The following is a 20,864-nucleotide window of genomic DNA, read 5'->3' on the forward strand; positions in this document are numbered from 1 at the left end:
TGGCGGATTGGGCCGGACAGCCTTACTACCACATTGATCCGTTGAAGATCGACACGCCCGCCATTGCCCGGGTGATGTCTTACGCCTTTGCCCAACGCCACGGCATTCTGGCGGTAGAGATCGGTACCGACGAGGTGCTGGTCGCCAGCAGTGAGCCGTTCAAGAGCGAGTGGGTGCAAAACCTTCAACAGGCCGTCCGCAAGGATATCCGTCGCGTTGTTGCCAACCCCGAGGATATCCGAAGATACACCGTTGAGTTCTATCAACTGGCCAATTCCGTCAGCAAGGCCAGTGGCGGCCAGGGACCGGGTGTGGCCGGCAACCAGAATTTCGAGCAATTACTGGATCTTGGTGCCAGCGAACATCCGGACGCCAATGACCAGCACGTGGTCAAGATTGTCGACTGGCTGCTGCAATATGCCTTTGACCAGCGCGCCTCGGACATCCACATTGAGCCCCGCCGAACGGTCACCCAGGTGCGCTTCCGGATCGACGGCGTGCTCCACAACGTTTACGAATTCCCGGAACACGTGGGCGTCGCAGTCACCAGTCGACTGAAGATCCTTGGTCGCCTGAATGTGGCCGAGAAGCGCCGCCCACAGGATGGTCGCATCAAGACCCGCAAGCCGGATAACAGGGAGGTGGAACTACGGCTGGCGACCATGCCCACCGCCTTCGGCGAAAAGATGGTCATGCGGATCTTTGATCCGGACGTTCTGCTGAAGTCCTATGAGCAACTGGGATTTGGCAAGGAAGACCGCCAGCGCTGGCAGGAAATCACATCCCGTCCCCACGGCATTGTCCTGGTGACCGGGCCGACCGGGTCGGGCAAGACCACGACCCTGTATTCGACCCTGAAACAAATTGCGTCCCCCGAGCTGAACGTCTGTACCATCGAGGACCCCATCGAAATGGTGGAGCCGGCGTTCAACCAGATGCAGGTTCAGACCAATATTGACCTGACCTTTGCCGCCGGCGTGCGGGCCCTGCTGCGGCAGGACCCGGATATCATCATGATCGGCGAGATCCGCGATCTGGAAACGGCGGAAATGGCGGTTCAGGCTGCCCTCACCGGCCACCTGGTGCTCTCGACCCTGCACACCAACGACGCCCCTAGCGCGATTACCCGGATGATGGAGCTGGGTATTCCGCCCTACCTGATTCGGGCCACGGTACTGGGTGTCATGGCCCAACGGCTTGCCCGAACGCTTTGCCCTCACTGCAAGACCCCCGGCCCCGCCGACGAGCAGGCCTGGCAGACCCTGACCCGGCCCTGGAAAGCGCCGGTTCCCAAGCAGTTCTATCACCCCGTGGGCTGCCTTGAATGCCGGAACACCGGGTATCTTGGGCGGGCCGGGGTTTATGAAATCATGACGCTATCAGGCCCCTTGCTTCGACAGATCACGGATCATTGTGAGCTGGAGCAGCTGAGACTGGACGCCTACAAGGAAGGGATGAAATCACTGCGCCTGAGTGGCGCCCAGAAAGTGGCCGCCGGCCAGACAACGGTAGAGGAAATTCTGAGGGTAACGCCGGAAAGCCAGCGCTGAGGCCGGATCAGGCCCCGGGACGCAAGCCGCATTGGCCCAGCAATTCCTGCCAGGCTCTGGTGTGAGCCATCATGGCCGCGTCGAGTTCCCGCCAGAGACTGGTCTGGCCGTCCTGCGAAAGATGGCGCTCATACCACTCGGTAAAGCTCTCCGGCATGACCTCTTTCTGGACCTCGGCAAGCCGCTCGAACGGCTCGATGAGTGCAACCCTTCCCTGGGTCACGGCGCTCATGTATGGCTGAATCTTTTCGATGTACACGCTGAAGAACATGTTCTGCACAATATCCGACTGGTTATTGGGCTGACCATTCAGGCAAAGGGGCTGGCCCTCGATTCTCTGCCTGAGCAATTCCGTACCATCCTGCAGTCGTGCGGTTAAAAGCAGCGCGCTGTTGATTAACTGGCCGGCACGGTATTCCGCCTGCCAGCGCTGATGAACGTCTCCGGCAAAATCCAGCGAAACCGCCAGGTCCTCCGAGTACAAACGGACAACGGCTGCATTCAGGCTGGCAATATCAAGCGCCAGGTCCGATACAGGGTTGCGCTCTGGCGCAACCGGATAATAGCCCTTGGCCAGGGTGAAAAGCTTCTCAATCTCTTCGACACCCCAGGTGGCATTCCAGATGGCAATGGGAAGGGATTCAAGCTTGCTGTCGATGGCGCCAGTCAGCTCTTCGGCGAATTCTTCATCCTCTATTTCCGGCAGACAGTCCCTGGCCGCCTCAATAAACCGGATTTCATAACGCAGGCGGTTCAGGGGCTGCATCACCCGCCCCATCACCGAGGTTTTCTCCCCAACCACGTACTGGAGTTCACAACCGTAAAGCGAAAGAAAATCGAGCATCCCCATTTCCAGCTCGGGCATGGGCAACACCCGGTCGCGGCGGCGGGGGAGCTGGCTTGCGGAAGGCAGTTCAGAAAACTCTGGATCGGTCTCCAGTACCCGGGCCACCCGCTCCACGTACTCATCCATCATGGGGCGGGCGTCAGAGAAAGGATCGCAGCCGGTAAGAAGGACGGCAAGAACCGGCGCAACAATTCTGCAAAGTCCGGTTCCGGGCATTCACTCCTCCTGCGATGGCGTTACAGAGCCCTGGGCCTAGCGTTTTTGCAGCAGGCTATCGACCTCCGCAAAATCACGGGCGACAAAGCGTTCGGTCTCTGGCAGATCCCCCTCGCGAACCAGCCAGGCAGTCTGCATGCCCGCTTCCTCGGCGGCCTCGAGTTCGGCTTCCACGTCTGACAGGAACAGTATCGTGGCCGCCTCTACGCCCAACTCCGACAGAATATTGCGGTATGAGGCGGCCTCTTTCTTGCCACCGATCCGGGTATCGAAGTAGCCGGAGAAGAATGGCGTAAAGTCGCCTTCCGTGGTGAAACCGAAAATCAGCTTCTGGGCCTTGACCGACCCTGACGAATATACGAACAAACGCAGCCCCCGATCATGCCAGCGCTGCAGGTAATCGGCGGCGTCGGCGTAGATGTGCCCCTTCAGCTCTCCCTGCTGGTATCCCTGTTCCCAGACCATGCCCTGAAGTGCCTTCAGGGAGGTTTCCTTGCGATCCTCACTGATCCAGGTCTTCAGCACCTCGATCAGGCCTTCAACATCCTCACGAGCCACACCTGAAACCTCGGCCACCGCATCCAGTTGTTCGGAAACCGCGAGGTTGTCCTGGTGCTGATCGCGAACAAAGCCCGGCAGGTGCTCGCTGGCATAAGGGAAAAGGACATCGTGGACAAACGAAATAGAGCTGGTGGTCCCTTCGATGTCCGTCAGTACAACCCGGATCATCCCGCCGCTCCTGCCAGCGCCTCGTAACGGGGCAACCTGCTGGCGATTTCATCACCGGTGAACTCGGCGACCCAGCCCTCGGGGTTGGTGAACAGGCGAATACAGGTGAACGCCGGTTCCGGCCCCATATCGAACCAGTGGCGTGTGCCATCAGGTACGCTGATCAGATCGTTCTTCTCACACAACACAGCGAACACTTCGCTGCCAAAGTGCAGGTAAAACAGCCCCTGGCCACGGACAAAGAAACGAACTTCGTCTTCACTGTGGGTGTGTTCGTCCAGGAACTTTTGACGGAACGCGTCTTTCTGGGGGTTGTCCGGGTTCAGGCTGATAACATCCGCAGTCTGAAAGCCGCATTCCCGTTTCAGTTTCGAGACTTCTTCGCTGTAGGCTTCGAGAATGTCTTCCGAGGAAGCATCAGACGGCAAGTCCTTGGTGGGCCACTGCTCATAGCGAACACCGTGGCGGGCCAGCAGTTCCCGTATCTCTTCAGGATTTTCGGTCACTTTGCGTGCTTTTTCCGGCTGGCTCTGGTCAAAAATGCTCAGGGTAGTCATGGGCGGACCCTCATGGTTTCAAGCTCACATTCAAACAGGAATTCAAAGGCCTCGACGTGGCGCAGGCAATCGGCCATGGTTTTGCCCCAGGTATACAGGCCATGGCCACGAATCAGGTAACCGGGCTGCTCGGGGTGTTCCCGGAACCAGGTTCGGGTCTGATCCGCCAGCGCGTCGATGTCCTGGGTGTTGTCGAACACCGGAACGGTCAGAACCGATTCGTGGGTGTCGACACCCGCAAACGCCTTTTGCAGCTCGTAGCCCTCCAACTCCAGCGGTTGGCCGGGTTCCAGCAGGCGACTGAGAACCGTTGCTTTCACCGAGTGGGTGTGAAGCACCGCCCCAACCTCCGGGAATACCTCGTACAACACCGTATGCAGCCGGGTCTCTGCCGAGGACCGACAGTCACTCTGTACTGGACGACCCGCCAGATCCACTACCATAACATCGCCGGCAGCCAACTGGCCCTTGTGGCGGCCAGAAACGGTTATGGCAATGTGTTCCGCGTCTATGCGGGCCGAATAGTTGCTGCTGGTTGCCGGTGACCAACCCTGCCGATACAGGAATTGGCCGGCCTCAACAATCGCTTCCGCGGCGACTGCGTATCGGGTTACATCAAACACGAGCTCTCTCCCGGGTTTCAGAGTGCTTACAACACTCCCATGGCCGCCATTATAGGGACGAAGCAGCGCCCCGCAAATGATGCCTTGCAGAGATCAGGTCTGCGACAATGGAGACAGCAATTTCGGCCGGCGTCTTGCTCGGAATATCGACACCAATGGGTGCACGCAGTCGTGCCAGCGCAGCCGTATCGAGCCCCAGGGAGGCAAGCCTTTCCCGCCGGGCTTCCGAGGTTCTCCTGGATCCCATGGCTCCGATGTAAAAGGCTTGGGAGTGAAGAGCCGCAAGCAAGCCCATATCGTCGATGCGCGGGTCATGTGCCAGGGCCAGGATACCGGACCAGGCGTCGCCAAACTGGGCCGAGATCAGATCATCGGGCAGGCGCCGGTCCAGCGGTATCTGATCAAAACTCCAGCCAGCGGCAAAGGTCTCCCTTGGTTCACAGAGCGTTACGGCAAATTCCGCCGCCGTCGCGAACTCATAAACGTATCGGGCAACCTCGCCGGCGCCAATCAACAGCAGCCGACACTCGGGTTGCAGGGCGTGGATCAACTGCTCGCCATCAAAGCGAACCGACTTGCCGGCCACAGCCACGGAATGGTCGAGGACCGGAGCACCTTTCAGGGGGACTCGACGAACTACCGGCACGCGATCGTGCAAAGCTCGCGCCAGCGCCTGGACGTGATCAAGCCCTGACTGGCCCTGCAGGGGTTCGATAAGTAGCCGGATCCGGCCACCGCAGGGAAGCTGAAAATGGTCCCTGTCATCATCGGTAATTCCGTAATCAACAAAAACGGGATGATCCGGGCCGTCTTCCGCTGTGCGACGAAGAAGATCTTCTTCAAGGCAGCCACCGGAGACCGAACCGCTCCAGTGACCGGATTCCGCAATTGACAGCCAGGAGCCTACCGGGCGCGGCGAGGAACCCCAGGTCTCGACGATGGTGCACAGCCAGGCCCGCTGCCCCGCCTGTAGCCAGTCAGACATCCTGCCTATGACGGTCTGGCGCCCCGTAACAACTGAATGGGCAACGCGTGACTCAGGCATTGGCTTTCAGTGGCAGGCTTCGCTGGCGCTTGCCGGTCAGAGCAAACAGGGCATTGCCCAGAGCCGGTATGACCGGAGGCACGCCCGGCTCACCAACGCCGGTCGGCGCCTCGCTGCTATCAACAATATCCACCACCACCTCAGGTCGTTCGTACTGTCGCATTAACGGATAATCGTGGAAGTTACTCTGCTGGACCTCGCCGTTCTTCAGGGTGATTTCACCGTAGAGCGCTGCTGTCAGTCCGAACAGAATGCCGCCCTCAATCTGGTCTTCCACGATACGCGGGTTCACCACCTGACCGCAGTCTACAGAGCAGGTGACTTTGTAAACCCGAACAGCACCATTCTCTATCCCGGCCTCGACCACCTGCGCCACGTAGGTACCAAAACTACGGAACAAAGCAAGACCTCGGGCACGCCCCTCTGGCACGGGCGACTGCCAGTCGGCAAGCCGCGCAACCCGCTCAAGCACCTGCAGGTGCCTTGGCTCGTGGGAAATCAGCCGACGACGGAACTGGTAAGGATCCTGACCTGCCTCATGGGCCAGTTCATCCATGAAGGTTTCGACGGCAAACCCGTTGTGCGAAAAGCCCACCGAACGCCACCAGGTAATCGGAATGCCGGGATCGGTGTGGGTGTGACGGATATCGATATTGGACACCTGGTAGGGATACTCGATCGCGCCTTCAATCGCGGAATGATCTTTCGGCGTGGCAATACCCTCGGCCATCAGCCCGACTGAGCCCAGTGTGTCGTACATGAACTTTGGTGCCCAGGGGTACTGGGCAGGCGCCGCATTGCGGACATACCAGTCCAGGATCTGCGGACCAACAATCTGGTGATGCCAGCCCGTCAGTTCACCACCGGAAAGACTGCCTTTCATCCGGTGCAGCATTGCCGGACGGTAGAGGTCGTGACGGGTGTCCTCTTCCCGGGACCAGATAACCTTGACTGGCCGTCGGATACGATAGGCCACGGCCGCCGCTTCCTCAATGTAATCCTGGGTCAGGCGACGGCCAAAACCGCCGCCGAGGAAGGTGGTATTGATGGTGACATCGTCGGGCCCGAGATCGGTCACCCTGGCTGCCGCAATCCGGCCAAGATCCGGCGCCTGGGTGGGCGCCCACACATCCATCCGGTCTCCATGGTACCAGGCCGTGGCATTCATGGGCTCCAGTGTCGCGTGGGCGAGGTAGGGCTGGGCGTACTCCGCTTCCACTACCCGGTCACCCTCTTCCATCGCGCTGGTAAAACTGCCTTCACTACGCTCGGACTCTCCGGGATCGTCATCGGCTGCTGCCCGATAGGAATCAAACACATCGTCCGTGGACAGAGACACCGCATCCGAAAAATCCCAGTCTATCTCGAGCGCATCCTGGGCCTTCCGGGCACGCCAGTATTTGTCCGCAACAACGGCCACACCACGCTCGATCTCAACAACGTCAAGCACACCGGGCATTGCCCGTACCTGATCCGCATTAAAGTCCCGGACCCAGCCCCCGCGACGGGGAGGCCGTGAAACTACCCCGTAAACCATATCGGGGAGATCCACATCAATTCCGTAAACCGCGGTTCCCGTGGACTTGGCCCGGGCATCCAGTTTGCCGCGTTGTTTGCCGATATACTTCCATTCACTCCGAGGTTTGAGGGCAATGTCTCCGCGCACCACCTCCTTGGCAGCCAGCTCCACCAGCTTGCCGTAGGCCATTGAATCGATACCGTTCGGGTGCACCACCCGCCCTTCACTGGCCCGGCACTCGGCCGCTTTCACGTTCCAGACCCGGGCCGCTGCCATAACCAGCATCTGCCGGGCTTCCGCACCGGCCATTCGCAGAGGCTCCCAGCTGGTTGCAACACTGGTACTGCCGCCGGTGAGCTGAAGTTTGTAAAGAGGATTTCGATATTCCGGCGCCACAGGCGCAAAACGGGGCGTGATCCGCTCCGGCTGGATTTCCAGCTCCTCGGCGATCAGCGTGGTCAACCCGGTGTAGGTACCCTGCCCCATTTCAACCCGCGCAAGGGTGAAGAAGACTTCATCATCGGTGGTCAGTTCAAGCCAGGCATCGGGCCGCCACTCACCCGTATCAGGTTCGTAGCCGGTCTGGATTCCGGCACAGCCCGGCAACGTCATGGAAACCATCAGACTGCCGGAAGCACCTGCACTGACCTTGAGGAAATTCCGTCGGTTCATCGCCATGTTACGCCTCCCCTCCCTGAGAGCCGCCTGAAGACTCAGAGCCAGCGACGGATTCCACGGCCGCAATAATCCGCGAGTAGGTCCCGCATCGGCACAGGTTTCCTGTCATGGCGGCAACAATTTCCTCCCTCGACGGGGCCGGATTGTTCGCCAACAGGTGAGCCGCACTCATGATCTGGCCTGACTGGCAGTAACCGCACTGTGGAACACCGTGCTCGATCCAGGCTTCCTGCAGGGCATGAAGCCGGTCACCATCACTCAATCCTTCAATGGTGACCACCTGGCCACCGACAGCCATTTCAACGGGCGTAGAGCAAGAGCGCACTGGCTGACCGTTCAGGTGCACTGTGCAGGCGCCGCAGAGGCCTGCGCCACAGCCGAATTTGGTGCCCTTGAGCCCCAACTCATCGCGCAACACCCAAAGAAGCGGTGTATCTCCTTCGATGTCCAGCGACCGCTCGTCGCCATTGACTGTCAGGCTCACGGCCATCCCACTCTCTCCTTATATCGCCGGTCTCATTGCCGGGTTTTATTGTAGTGCCCGCGCCTGGGGCAGACGTTCAGATATTATTTGACGACGTCTTCGCCATCCTTGTTCACCCAGATCTTGCGCTCGCCGGATTCCATCTTGCCGTTGGAGTTCCAGACCTCCCGATCCGTTGTGGCTTCTTCAACCTTGCCGTTGTCGTTCCAGATCACTCGATCCTTACAACCCGAAAGTGCCAGTACGGCGAATACAATCAATGCAACTTTTTTCACGACGATAACCTCCATTCAGCCGCAATTGCGGCTCTAGTTAAGGAATGCCTGGGATCGGAGCAGCTAGCGGCTGCCGTGGAGTTCACGATTATGCTGTTTGTCCCGGTCGCTTTTTCGCACCATGACATAAACTGCACCGGTACCACCATGGTGTTTCTGGGCCGAATGAAAGGCCAGCACATCGTCCAGCTCCGGAAGCCACTTGGCGAGGTAGCTTTTAAGCTGGGCAATACCATCGGGATTACGCTCCCCCTTGCCGTGAAGAATGATGACCGAGCGCAGACCGTAGCGAACACAATCACCAATAAACCTGAAGACTTCACGCCGGGACTGCTCGACCGTCATCCGGTGCAGGTCGAGACGAGCCTCAATGGGATACTGGCCCAGCCTGAGCTTGCGAAACACGCCATGCTGGATGCCGGGCCGCTGCCAGCTCAGAACATCATGGGCGGTGAGCGGTTCCACCATGTCGGATGTCAGTGGGTTGGCATCCCTCAATGGCTTTTCCACGGCCGCCCTCTGACGTTCCAGATGACCTGGCGTCAGTTCACGGGGCGTTGTCACCTCGGCCCGGTTGGGCTTGCGGATTCGCCGGACGTCTTTCATTTCCTCTAAAAAGCTGAGGCGCTCTTCTTTGGTAGTCATGGCATTGCAGTTAATGACCCGTTTCAATTACCGACTTTACCACCCGGGTTACCGGCCTTAAAGAAAACTGATCTATGTCAGGCCTGATGCGACCAAAATCGTAGGGCGACGTTGGCTTTAGCTACACTACACTTCAGACGGACAATAATAACCAGCGAGTGATGACGGACATGGCCTCAGCGAACCAGGAAAATGACCGCCCCCAGAACATCCGAGCAATCATGACATTTCTGCGGGAACATGCCCCGTTTTCCAGCATGGATGACTCGCATCTGGCGCATTTCGCCGAGAACGCCTCCATTCAGTTCTACGCCGATGGCGATGTTGTACTCTCGCCAGATCATGACGTCGTTAAACGGTTCTACGTGGTTAAACAGGGGCGGATTCGTGGCGAGCGCCACAACGATAAGGAAGACCGCACCGAAACCACCTTCGAAATCAGCCAGGGTGAGTGTTTTCCTCTGGCCGCCATGATCGGCGAGCGGCCAACCAGAACCCTGCACCGGGCATCAGGCGACACCTTCTGCCTCAGCATCGGGCAGGCGGCATTCGTTACCCTCTTCTCTGAAAGTGAACCTTTTCGGGATTTCTGCCTGCGAGGCGTCAGCAGCCTGCTCGACCAGGTGAACCGGCGCATCCAGTCAAACGCCATGGCCTCAATGGGCTCCAGCACATCCCTGGACACCCCTCTCGAACGCTATGCCCTGCGCAATCCGATCGTGTGCTCGCCCGACCTTCCGGTGCGAAAAGCCGTGGCCCGCATGCACGAGAACAATGTCGGCAGCATTATCATTACCGACGAGAACCGCATCCCCACCGGTATTTTCACACTGCGGGACCTTCGGACCATGATTGCCGAAGGCACCGGCCCGCTGGACACGCCAATACAGCAGGTGATGACCAAGGATCCCTGCTGCCTGCCGTCTCATGCTGATGCGTTCGAAGCCGCCATGCTGATGGCAGAGCACCATTTTGCCCACCTATGCGTCATCGACGATGACCATAAACTGATTGGTGTGGTTTCGGAACGGGACCTGTTCTCTCTGCAGCGGGTGGATCTGGTGAACCTGGCCCGCACTATCGGGACGGCTACCCATCTGCGCACCCTGGTGAGCCTGCGAACCGATGTCTCCCGTCTGGTGGATGCGATGCTGGCGCACGGCGCTGACTCCGGACAGGTGGTCAAGATTATCACCACACTCAACGACGTGACCGTCCGACGGGTTCTGGAACTGAACATCAAAAAGAACGACCCCGGTATTCCCTTTACCTGGCTGACGTTCGGCAGTGAGGGCCGCCAGGAGCAGACACTTTTGACGGACCAGGACAACGGCATCCTGTTCGAGACTCCCGAAGGCATGACCGAAGATCAGGTCCGCGAGAAGCTGCTGCCCTTTGCCCGAAAGGTTAACGACGAACTGGCTGAGTGCGGCTTTACCCTGTGCAAAGGCAACATCATGGCGAGCAATCCGAAACTCTGCCTGAGCGACAGGGAATGGGACGACTGGTTTATCCGGTTCATTGACGCCTCCACACCCCAGAACCTGGTGTATTCCTCAATCTTCCTTGATATGAGAGCCATCTATGGGCCGACGGAACCTCTGGATGCCCTTCTGGATAAGGTTTTGGCGCGGATTCGGAAAAACGCCCTGTTCCAGAAGATGCTTGCCGGCAATGCCTTCCAGCGCAAGCCCCCGCTGACCATGTTCCGCAACTTCCGCTACCTGTCTGAAGAGGGCAACAAGCACTCATTGGACCTGAAGCGTCAGGGGCTGGCGCCCTTCGTGGAGGCGGTCAGGGTATTTGCCCTGGCAAATGGCGTTGAGACCGCTAACACTCTGGAACGTATGGATGAGCTGGCCAAAAAAGGCATCTTTGACCCGAAAGATGCCAACGCCTGGCAGGAAGCTTACAGCCTGATACAGGCCATCCGGATGCGGGCCCACCAGGAAATGCTGGCGAAAGGAGAGGAACTGACAAACTATATTGATCCCGACGACCTGAACCCCCTCGACCGTCGAATTCTGAGGGAATCCTTCAGGCAGGCGCAGCGATTGCAGCAAAAGCTCGAAGTTACCTACCAACTCTGACTTTCAGGCGCGAGACAGAGACATGCTGGAACAAATAAAACAATGGATTGAGCATCGCCGGGGCGGAAAGATCGGAAGTCACGATACCGGCAATCTGCCCAACCCGAAAACACCGGGGGAACAGTTACTCACTGATTGCCGCCTGATTGTCCTTGATCTGGAAACCACGGGGCTGAATGCTGCGAAGGATGAAGTAATCGCAATCGGAGCGGTTGCTATCAGGGGCGGGATCATCCACCTCGGCGACCAGTTCGACCTTATCCTCAGGCGGCCAGAGCTCGACATCCGGGAAACCGTGCTCATTCACGGGATCGGACCGGAAGCGCTGACCCAGGGTCACGAAATCGAGGATGCTCTTCTTTATCTCCTGGAATGGATGAATGGAGATCCGATTCTGGCCTACCACTCGGCGTTCGATCAGAAATTCCTGGAAAAGACCCTGAAGGCGCAGCTGGGATATACCCAGCCCCACACCTGGATGGACGTTGCAGATCTGATGCCCGCCTTCTTCCCCAACACAAAAACCGGTGGCAAAGGGCTCGACAACTGGGCGGATTATTTTGGTCTCGAAGTCAGTGAACGACATCATGCCGCCTCCGATGCTCTCGCCACAGCCGAACTCACCCTCATAGCCCTGAACAAGGCCCGCACGGAAGGGGTAAAAACCCTGAAGGGGTTGTACGACAAACTTCATTACCACCGGCGGCTGCAAAACATGCATCGTTACTGAATCGATGCAGGGCCTGTCGTCCCGAAAATAGACCGACGTCACGCCAAATTACTGAGAATTAGACCTTTTGCCAATATCTATAAATCGCTTGACCAGTAAAGTCAGTAGGGACAACTAGTCGGAGAAGTACTTATATGAATAATAAATTCTCTAACCGAAGTGCCTCACCAAAAACCCACCCAACCTCCACAACAACAAAACAGGAGTGATCCTATGTCAGGTCATAGCTACGACGCTGAAGCCTACTGGAAGGCGAACCTACGCCTGATATTCGGGAGCCTGATCGTCTGGGCCCTGGTATCTTACGGCTTTGCAATTCTGCTCCGTCCAATGCTTGCGGGCATTCCGATTGGTGGTACTGATCTGGGCTTCTGGTTCGCCCAGCAAGGTTCCATCCTCACGTTCATCGCTCTGATCTTCCACTACGCGTGGCGTATGAACAAGATCGATGAAAAATTCGGCGTGCACGAGGAGTAAGAACGAATGAGCCAATTTGCCATTAACATCATGTTTGTAGGGGGCTCATTCCTCCTCTACATCGCAATCGCTATCTGGGCCAAGGCCGGAAGCACCAGCGACTTCTACGTTGCCGGTGGCGGCGTTCACCCGATCACCAACGGTGCAGCAATCGGCGCCGACTGGATGTCCGCAGCATCGTTTATCTCCATGGCAGGTCTGATCGCTGCCGGTGGCTACGCCAACTCCACCTTCCTCATGGGCTGGACTGGCGGTTATGTTCTGCTGGCGATGCTGCTGGCTCCGTACCTGCGGAAGTTCGGCAAGTTCACGGTTCCGGAGTTCATCGGCGACCGCTTCTACAGCAAGAATGCCCGCCTGGTGGCGGTTATCTGCCTGATCGTAGCGTCTGTAACCTACGTTATCGGCCAGATGGCTGGTGCCGGTGTTGCCTTCTCCCGCTTCCTGGAAGTTGATTCCACCGTTGGTCTGATGATCGCAGCCGTTGTGGTATTCATCTACGCGGTTATGGGTGGCATGAAGGGCATCACCTACACCCAGGTGGCCCAGTACTGCGTACTGATCATCGCTTACACCATTCCTGCGGTGTTCATTTCCCTGCAACTGACCGGCAACCCGCTTCCTCCGCTGGGTCTGTTCTCGACTCACGTGGATTCCGGCATGCCGATCCTCGACAAGCTGAACCAGGTTATCACCGACCTCGGCTTCAACGAGTACACCGCTGATATCGACAACAAGCTGAACATGGTTCTGTTTACCCTGTCGCTGATGATCGGTACTGCGGGTCTGCCCCACGTTATCATCCGCTTCTTTACAGTTCCCAAGGTGGCTGACGCACGCTGGTCTGCCGGCTGGGCCCTGGTATTCATCGCCCTGCTGTACCTGACTGCACCGGCTGTTGCTTCCATGGCTCGCCTGAACCTGATGACCACCATCTACCCGGACGGCACCGCTGCGGAGCCGATCCAGTATGATGAGCGTCCGAACTGGATCAAGGAGTGGGAAGTGACTGGTCTTATCCAGTTCACTGACAAGAACGAAGACGGTCGAATCCAGCTGTACAACGACAGCGAAGCCTTCGCGCCCACGGCTGAAGCCCGCGGCTGGAACGGCAACGAGCTCGTCGTTAACCGGGATATCCTGGTACTGGCCAACCCGGAAATCGCCAACCTGCCCGGCTGGGTCATCGGTCTGATCGCAGCAGGTGGTCTGGCAGCAGCACTGTCCACAGCGGCCGGTCTGTTGCTCGCGATCTCCTCGGCGGTCAGTCACGACCTTATCAAGGGTTCCATCAACCCGGCGATTACGGAGAAAGGTGAGCTGTTGGCAGCCCGGATCTCCATGGCGGTCGCGATCGTTGTTGCCACTTACCTTGGGGCCAACCCTCCAGGCTTTGCGGCACAGGTCGTAGCTCTTGCATTCGGTATTGCAGCGGCTTCCCTGTTCCCTGCGCTGATGATGGGTATCTTCTCCAAGCGCGTGAACAACAAAGGCGCCATCGCTGGCATGCTGACCGGTCTGGCCTTCACTCTTGTGTACATCTTCGTTTACAAGGGCTGGCTGTTCATTCCGGGCACTAACAACCTGGCAGACACCCCTGAAAACTGGGTGCTGGGCATCTCCCCGCTGTCTATCGGCGCGGTTGGTGCAATCGTCAACTTTGCGGTAGCCTTCATTGTATCCAACGCAACTGAAGAACCGCCCGTTGAGATTCAGGAGCTGGTTGAAAGCGTCCGTTACCCGCGTGGTGCCGGTCAAGCTCAAGACCACTAAGCAACATCTCAGCCTGATACGTTCAATGAACTGACAGGTTGATACTGAACGGGCTTCCTCAATGAGGGAGCCCGTTCTTTTTTGAGGAAGTCATTATATGTTCTGGACATTTGTCGCCACTGTATTTTGCGGCCTTGGCGCTGCCGGTATCGCTCTTGGTATTCGTGCCGCCACTCGAAATAAAGCCCCGAAGTGGATCATCCCGGTGTTTGCCGGAGCGGGCATGCTCGGCTATCTCATCTATATGGAATACACCTGGTTTGACCAGAAGCAGGTCCGTCTGCCGGAAGAGGCGGTAATTGTGAATACCGAAACAGACGGCATCCTGTGGCGCCCCTGGACCTTCGTTTTCCCCTATGTCACCGCATTCTCGACAGTCGACACCAAAAGCATCAGTCGTGACACCAACAGCGAGGATATTGTTCGGTTTACCCTTTATCGTTTCGAGCAGAAAATGACGGACGCCGTTTCCCATCGCATCCACATCATCAACTGTGCGACCCGGGAGCTGGTGCCACTGGGCTCTGACGGAAGTCCCCGAGTGGACAACCTGAAGCTGCTTGAGCCCGGAGACACCCTGTATAAAACCGTGTGCGCAGAGTGATACTTCGTTAGCGTGATGCTTCAAACTGCTGATACTGTCGGGAACGTGTGACCATGATTAGTGCCTGGCTGCTGGTCCTTATTTCCATCACCTACATATCGATCCTGTTCGTGATCGCCTGGGCCGGTGACAAACATCCCGGCCTGTACCGCAGGCGACTGGCACGCACCCACATATACGCACTGTCCCTGGCTGTCTACTTCACCTCCTGGACCTTCTATGGCGCCGTGGGCCGTGCCACCCAGGAGGGGCTAGGGTTTCTGCCCATCTACCTTGGCCCGCTGTTGGTCTTTGTTTTCGGCGCGCCCCTGCTGCGCCGTATTATCTATATCAGCAAGCGCAACAACAGCACCTCCATCGCGGACTTCATTGCCTCCCGATACGGCAAATCCCAACTACTGGCCGCGATGATCGCCACCTTCGCACTGATCGGCAGCGTTCCTTACATTGCCCTGCAGCTCAAAGCCATTGCCATGGGTTTCAACGTGCTCTCGGAGACCGGTACCGGCTATGAGGAATTGAGCACGGCGGCCTGGAATGATTCCGCCTGGTACATCACCCTCGCCCTGGCGGTATTCACCGTCCTGTTCGGCACCCGGCACCTGGAATCCACCGAGCATCACCGGGGCATGATCCAGGCCGTGGCCTTTGAATCATTAATCAAACTCGTGGCCTTCGTCGCCGTCGGCCTGTTCGTTGGCTATGGTCTGTATGGCGGATTCGGAGACCTGTTTGACCGGGTGAGGGATGCAGACCTGATCGGCACCCTGACCACCGATGGCATTGAGGCGCCGGCATTTATCACCCAGACACTCATTGCCATGTTCGCCATCATCTGCCTGCCCAGGCAGTTCCATGTGATGGTGGTCGAGAATACTGATCATCGGGATTTCGAGATAGCCCGCTGGGCCATGCCGATCTACCTGATCGTTGCCAGCGCCTTTGTGCTTCCCATTGCCGCAGCCGGTCTGTTGTCACCCGAAGCCTCAGCTGGAAACCCCGACGTGCTTATCCTTCAACTGCCGATCATGGCCGGCGAGGAGTGGCTGGCCATACTGGCGTTCCTCGGTGGCGGTTCGGCGGCAGCGGCGATGGTAATCGTTTGTTCGGTGGCAATTGCCACCATGGTCAGTAACGAGATAATCATGCCGGCCCTGCTGAAGTTTTTCCGGCCGGGCATGAACCGGCGTACGGATCTTAGTTACCTGCTGTTGAGTATCCGCCGTGTCGCCATCTTCGTGGTACTGCTCACGGCCTACGGTTTCTACCGGATGGCCGGTGAGGATTACAGCCTGACAGCCTTCGGCCTGCTCTCCTTCGCCGCTGCAGCCCAGTTCGGTCCGGCTCTGGTCGGCGGCATTATCTGGCGCCGGGGCAATTACATGGGCGCCGTCTGGGGCCTGGGGCTCGGTTTCCTGATGTGGTGCTACACCCTTCTGCTGCCGGCACTGGCCACAACAGGCTGGGTCACCGACACACTAATTGAGCACGGAATCTGGGGATTAAACTGGACCCGGCCCACTGCCCTGTTCGGATCGGAGCTGGACCAGACCAGCCATGGCATTATCTGGAGCCTCGGAATCAACACGGTCGTGTACATCGTGCTTTCGATGCTCACCCGTCAGCGTGTCCGAGAGAAAATCCAGATCGCTTCCTTCTTCCACGATCCACAGCCCAAGGCCGAAACCGCCCAGCACCAGAGCTGGCAGGGAGAGATACTGACGTCTGACCTGCAGGCCCTCACGGACCGGTTCATGGGTGAAGAGCGCTCGGAAACCATTTTCCGGAATTACGAACGCCGCAATGCCATTCGCCTGCATCCACACCGCCCGGCGTCTGCACATCTGATGAAATACATTGAACGCCAGTTGGCTTCGGTGATCGGCGCCTCTACGGCCAGGGTGGTACTGGAATCTACCCTCACCGGCCGGGACATGCAGATTGAGGACGTGGTCAGCATTGTCGATGAAGCTTCCCAGGCCATGACCTTCAGTCGTGAGCTGCTTCAATCCGCCATCGAAAATATCAGTCTGGGCGTGTCTGTAGTTAACCATCAGCAGCAACTGGTAGTCTGGAACCATCGCTATCTGGAACTGTTCACCTATCCAAAAGGCTTCGTAAGAGTTGGACGACCGGTAGAAGATCTGATGCGTTACAACCTGACCAACGCTAACCTCTCCGCCCGCAGGATTGATGAGATCGTGGCTGACCGCTGCACCAGTATGCGAGAGGGCCGACCGATGTCCTATGAGCGCCAGAGGCCGGATGGGACGGTTCTACGCATCGATGGCAGCCCGATACCCGGGGGTGGTTACGTCACTACCTTCCAGGACATTACCGCCATGCGCCGGACCGAGCAGGCGCTGAAGGAAACCAACATCTATCTGGAGCAGCGGGTAAAAGAACGTACTCAGGAGCTCCAGGTTATTAACGAGCAGATGCTGAAGGCCAAATCCGTGGCCGAACAGGCCAACCAGAGCAAAACCCGCTTCCTGGCGTCTGCCAGCCATGACCTGCTCCAGCCCCTGAACGCAGCCAGACTGTTCACCTCTGCCCTCGCCGGCAAGGCCGATGACGGCGAAATGAAAGATCTGGTGGACCACATCGACAGCTCCCTCGGGGCTGCCGAGGAAATCATCAGCACCCTGCTGGATATTTCAAAGCTGGATGCGGGCGCCCTGGAGCCAGACATCGGCGTCTTCCCCGTGAACGAGATCATGCGCCATCTGGCGACGGATTTTTCAGCCATTGCCAAGGACCAGAACCTGGCGCTGCACGTGGTCCCCAGCACAGTCTGGATCCGGTCCGATGCCAAGCTACTTCGCCGTGTGGTCCAGAATTTCCTGTCCAATGCCATACGCTACACGCCCGAAGGCAAGATCCTCCTGGGTTGCCGCCGTCTGAAAGGCTATATCCGTATAGAAGTCTGGGACACCGGCCCCGGGATACCCGAGGATCAACTAACCCATATCTTCGAGGAGTTCCGTCGGTTTCAGCATGGCCGGGACAAGAAAGGCCTGGGGCTTGGTCTCGCTATCGTCGACCGTATAAGCGGCATGCTGAATCATCCGGTCAGTGTCCATTCTGTCCAGGGCCGCGGCAGCGTCTTCGGTATAACGGTGCCAACAGCCGCACCTGAGCAAAATGAGACCACCGCAGCCAAGCCCACCTCAGGCTCCCGGAGAGTATCAAATCTTGGCGGCCTGCATTTCCTGTGTATCGACAACGACCCCGCCATCCTGCAGGGAATGGTGGCACTACTTGGCAACTGGAAGTGTGATGTGACCGCAGCCGAAAGCCTGGAAGATGCCATGGCAAAACTGGAAGGCAATAAGCCAGATATTATACTTGCGGATTATCAACTGGACGATAACAAGAACGGCCTCGACGCCATGGACAGCATCCGTAATGCGCTGGACGCTGACATCCCGGGCATACTCATCACCGGCTATATGGCGCCTGAAGTGCGGGAAGATGCCATCGACCGGGGCTATCAGATTCTCTACAAACCGGTAAAACCCGCTGCCCTGCGGGCACTGGTTAACAAGCTACTCAAACAGAAGCGCTCATGACCGATTCCAAAGCTGACTTCAATCCGTTCGGCAAGCTCACCTACCTGGTCATCGATGACTTCGAGAATTTCCGGTTGTCCATGCGCCAAATGCTGCGCAGCTGTGGTGCCGATAAAATCGAACTGGTCGCCCACGCCAACCAGGCGATTCAACACTGTACCTACAATCACGTAGACGTAGTGTTATGCGACTTTAACCTTGGAGAGGGTAAGAACGGCCAGCACATACTGGAGGAGCTGCGACACAAAAAGCTTCTCAAACGGTCCTCTCTCTTTTTGATGGTGACTGCAGAGACGTCCAAGGAAATGGTCATGGGAGCGAGGGAGTATCAGCCGGACGCTTACCTCACCAAACCGATCAATCGGGCGGTACTGGAGAAACGCCTGGGTGCCCTGATCAGTCAGCGCAACATTCTGCTGCCCATTAACCGGGAAATCGACCGGGAAAACTATCCGGAGGCTATTTCGCTCTGCCTCCAGGCATTGCCCCGACAGCCTCGTTACAAGACTTGGCTGATGAAAACCCTGGGTGACCTGTATTTCCAGCTCGGCGACCTCGCTCACGCGCTCAAGATCTATGATGATGTCCTGGCGCAACGTGAGCTTTCCTGGGCGAAGCTTGGACGCTGCAAGGTCCTGCTTGCCAAACGCAGTCTCGACGAGGCTGTAGACGGCCTCAGGGACCTTCTGGCGAAGCATCCTGACTACATGGAAGCGTATGACCTGCTTGCCGAGGGCCTGGAACGACAGGGCCGTCCGACCCAGGCACAGCAGGTTCTCGAAAAAGCCGCCGAGCATTCCCCCAATGCCCTGCTCAGACAAAAGCATCTTGCCGAACTTGCCGGTTCAAACCAGGATATGGACACGGCCTCCGATGCATGGCGCCGAACGGTTGAACTGGGAACCCACTCCATACATGACAACTCCGAACACTACCTTGCACTGGGTCAGACGCTCGCGGATTTGAGTGAAGGCGACCTTGAGGAAGAGGGTGCGCAGAAAGCCAAAGAAGCGCTGGCAGTGCTGAAAAGAATGGAAAAACGATTCGACGGCGAGGACGGCATCAGTCTGCGTAGCCGGATCGTTCAGTGCCGGGTATATGCTGGGCAGGGACAGGATCAACAGGCCGCCAGGATCCTTGAGAGCATCAGGCCGGAACTCCAGGATACTGCAGCTATGGATGCCAGAACGGGACTGGATTACGCCAAGACCCTCTTTCGCCTGGGACATGAAGCCGATGCGAAACAGCTTCTGGGAGAGATGTCAGAACGTTTCAGCGATGATCCCGAGACCCTCCAGAAAATTGAAAGTCTTCTGGATGAACCCGTGGGATTCCGCCAGAAGATCAAGGCCAGAACCCTGAACCGGGATGGCATCAGAGCCTTCGAGTCCGGAAACCTGCAGGAAGCAGCCGAAACCTTTTCGAAGGCCCTGGAGATCGTCCCGGACCACGCGGCTCTCAACCTTAACCTTGTTCAGGTGTTGATGAAGAAGCATGCCGATGATCCGGGCAATCCTGAGCTCCTGAAACGCTGCCAGTACTGTCTTAATCGTTTAACAGGGCTGCCGGAGCAACACCGCCAACATCGCCGCTATATTGCCTTACAACGCAAGCTGAAGGGACTGATGCAATGAATGACCAGAATATCGATTTTTCAATGGTTCTCGCCTCAGCCGTTCACGATATGAAGAACTCGCTTGGCATGCTCCTGAACTCCCTGGATGAACTGCGCAGTGAACACGAAGAAAGCCTGGGAGAGTCCTCGCGCTTCAATACCCTGCAATATGAAGCAGAACGGATGCATAACGATCTGGTTCAACTTCTTGGCATCTATCGTCTTGGCGAGAACAACCTTTCCGCGCACATTGAAGAGCACTTTGTACCGGATTTTCTTTCCGAACACCTTGCTCGACACACGCCTCTGCTTCAGGGGCTCGGCATTGAGGTTTCGGTGGAGGCCGGGGACATAAACGGATTCTTCGACGAGGACCTGTTGACCGGCGTGCTGAACAACACCATTAACAACGCTATTCGCTACACGCGAAGCAGAATCCTGCTCACTGCTGGTCAAAGAGATGGCTATTTGGTGATTGGTGTTGAGGACGACGGGAAAGGCTATCCAGAGAGTATGCAGCATACCGGCACCCTGAACTTTAAATCGCTTGATTTCAAAAGTGGCAGTACCAGCCTTGGGCTGTTTTTCGCCTCCTCCGTGGCCAAACTACACAGCGAAGGGGGGCGAAGCGGGTCTATAAAGCTTCACAATGGTGGGAGCTTTGGTGGTGGGGTGTTTGAGATCTGGTTGCCTTGATTCAGCCACTTTAGTTTCAGGCAATAAAAAACCCCACCATCACAGATGCTGGGGTTTTCGGTATTAGGAGCCTGACGATGACCTACTCTCACATGGGCAACGCCACACTACCATCGGCGCTGGTCTGTTTCACTTCTGA

Annotated in this window: 18 protein-coding genes; 9 read left to right on the forward strand and 9 right to left on the reverse strand. The window is 57.5% G+C overall.

Translation table 11 applies throughout. The features are described 5' to 3' along the window. The coding region (locus tag QZ534_RS17975; protein WP_296936558.1) for a GspE/PulE family protein at positions 1-1,550 on the forward strand (1,550 nt) is incomplete at its 5' end. Between the two features lie 7 nt (positions 1,551-1,557). On the opposite strand, the gene QZ534_RS17980 is transcribed toward QZ534_RS17975, so the two are convergent. From QZ534_RS17980 to smrA, 9 genes are all read right to left on the reverse strand, one after another. Next, positions 1,558-2,613 carry a DUF3080 domain-containing protein gene (locus tag QZ534_RS17980; RefSeq protein WP_296936559.1) on the reverse strand — a complete coding sequence of 352 codons (1,056 nt, stop codon included), beginning with the start codon at positions 2,611-2,613 and terminating at the stop codon, positions 1,558-1,560. Between the two features lie 36 nt (positions 2,614-2,649). Next, positions 2,650-3,342 (reverse strand): acireductone synthase, encoded by a 693-nt coding sequence (gene mtnC / locus QZ534_RS17985; protein ID WP_296936562.1) that lies wholly within the window; start codon positions 3,340-3,342, stop codon positions 2,650-2,652. After that, positions 3,339-3,899, reverse strand: a complete 561-nt coding sequence (locus QZ534_RS17990) for a cupin (RefSeq protein WP_296936565.1) — start codon at positions 3,897-3,899, stop codon at positions 3,339-3,341. The genes mtnC and QZ534_RS17990 overlap by 4 nt, the downstream gene beginning before the upstream one ends. After that, a complete protein-coding gene (locus QZ534_RS17995) occupies positions 3,896-4,522 on the reverse strand; it encodes a methylthioribulose 1-phosphate dehydratase (RefSeq protein ID WP_296936566.1) in 627 nt (208 codons plus the stop codon). The genes QZ534_RS17990 and QZ534_RS17995 overlap by 4 nt, the downstream gene beginning before the upstream one ends. Positions 4,523-4,571: 49 nt before the next feature. After that, positions 4,572-5,567, reverse strand: a complete 996-nt coding sequence (locus QZ534_RS18000) for an XdhC family protein (protein WP_296936569.1) — start codon at positions 5,565-5,567, stop codon at positions 4,572-4,574. Beyond that, entirely contained in the window at positions 5,560-7,764 is a 2,205-nt protein-coding gene (locus tag QZ534_RS18005) for a xanthine dehydrogenase family protein molybdopterin-binding subunit (protein WP_296936571.1), read from the reverse strand. Before QZ534_RS18005 ends, QZ534_RS18000 begins: the two co-directional genes overlap by 8 nt. A 1-nt stretch (position 7,765) precedes the next feature. Next, a complete protein-coding gene (locus tag QZ534_RS18010) occupies positions 7,766-8,254 on the reverse strand; it encodes a (2Fe-2S)-binding protein (protein WP_296936573.1) in 489 nt (162 codons plus the stop codon). Positions 8,255-8,331: 77 nt separating this feature from the next. Beyond that, positions 8,332-8,523: a hypothetical protein gene (locus tag QZ534_RS18015; protein ID WP_296936575.1), complete on the reverse strand. Its 192-nt coding sequence runs from the start codon at positions 8,521-8,523 to the stop codon at positions 8,332-8,334. A 63-nt stretch (positions 8,524-8,586) separates the two neighbouring features. Then, a complete protein-coding gene (gene smrA / locus QZ534_RS18020) occupies positions 8,587-9,168 on the reverse strand; it encodes a DNA endonuclease SmrA (protein ID WP_296936577.1) in 582 nt (193 codons plus the stop codon). Between the two features lie 170 nt (positions 9,169-9,338). Between smrA and QZ534_RS18025 the strand changes: the two genes are divergently transcribed. From QZ534_RS18025 to QZ534_RS18060, 8 genes are all read left to right on the forward strand, one after another. Next, complete coding sequence (locus QZ534_RS18025; RefSeq protein WP_296936580.1) at positions 9,339-11,258, forward strand: putative nucleotidyltransferase substrate binding domain-containing protein; 1,920 nt, start codon at positions 9,339-9,341, stop codon at positions 11,256-11,258. A gap of 22 nt (positions 11,259-11,280) precedes the next feature. Next, positions 11,281-11,988, forward strand: coding sequence for a 3'-5' exonuclease (locus tag QZ534_RS18030; RefSeq protein ID WP_296936581.1), 708 nt, complete (start codon positions 11,281-11,283; stop codon positions 11,986-11,988). A 213-nt stretch (positions 11,989-12,201) separates the two neighbouring features. Further along, complete coding sequence (locus QZ534_RS18035) at positions 12,202-12,465, forward strand: DUF4212 domain-containing protein (protein ID WP_069184506.1); 264 nt, start codon at positions 12,202-12,204, stop codon at positions 12,463-12,465. 6 nt (positions 12,466-12,471) lie between these two features. Continuing rightward, a complete protein-coding gene (locus tag QZ534_RS18040; RefSeq protein ID WP_296936583.1) occupies positions 12,472-14,238 on the forward strand; it encodes a sodium:solute symporter family protein in 1,767 nt (588 codons plus the stop codon). Between the two features lie 97 nt (positions 14,239-14,335). Further along, positions 14,336-14,842: a hypothetical protein gene (locus tag QZ534_RS18045; protein WP_296936585.1), complete on the forward strand. Its 507-nt coding sequence runs from the start codon at positions 14,336-14,338 to the stop codon at positions 14,840-14,842. Positions 14,843-14,895: 53 nt separating this feature from the next. After that, complete coding sequence (locus QZ534_RS18050; RefSeq protein ID WP_296936589.1) at positions 14,896-18,414, forward strand: PAS domain-containing hybrid sensor histidine kinase/response regulator; 3,519 nt, start codon at positions 14,896-14,898, stop codon at positions 18,412-18,414. Further along, the gene (locus QZ534_RS18055) at positions 18,411-20,048 is read left to right on the forward strand and encodes a tetratricopeptide repeat protein (RefSeq protein ID WP_296936590.1); all 1,638 of its coding nucleotides are present in this window, start codon (positions 18,411-18,413) and stop codon (positions 20,046-20,048) included. The genes QZ534_RS18050 and QZ534_RS18055 overlap by 4 nt, the downstream gene beginning before the upstream one ends. After that, positions 20,045-20,725, forward strand: coding sequence for a HAMP domain-containing sensor histidine kinase (locus QZ534_RS18060; RefSeq protein WP_296936591.1), 681 nt, complete (start codon positions 20,045-20,047; stop codon positions 20,723-20,725). Before QZ534_RS18055 ends, QZ534_RS18060 begins: the two co-directional genes overlap by 4 nt. Positions 20,726-20,864 lie beyond the last annotated feature (139 nt).

This window comes from uncultured Marinobacter sp. (genome assembly GCF_913055835.1).
In the GTDB taxonomy this organism is placed as follows: Bacteria; Pseudomonadota; Gammaproteobacteria; order Pseudomonadales; family Oleiphilaceae; genus Marinobacter.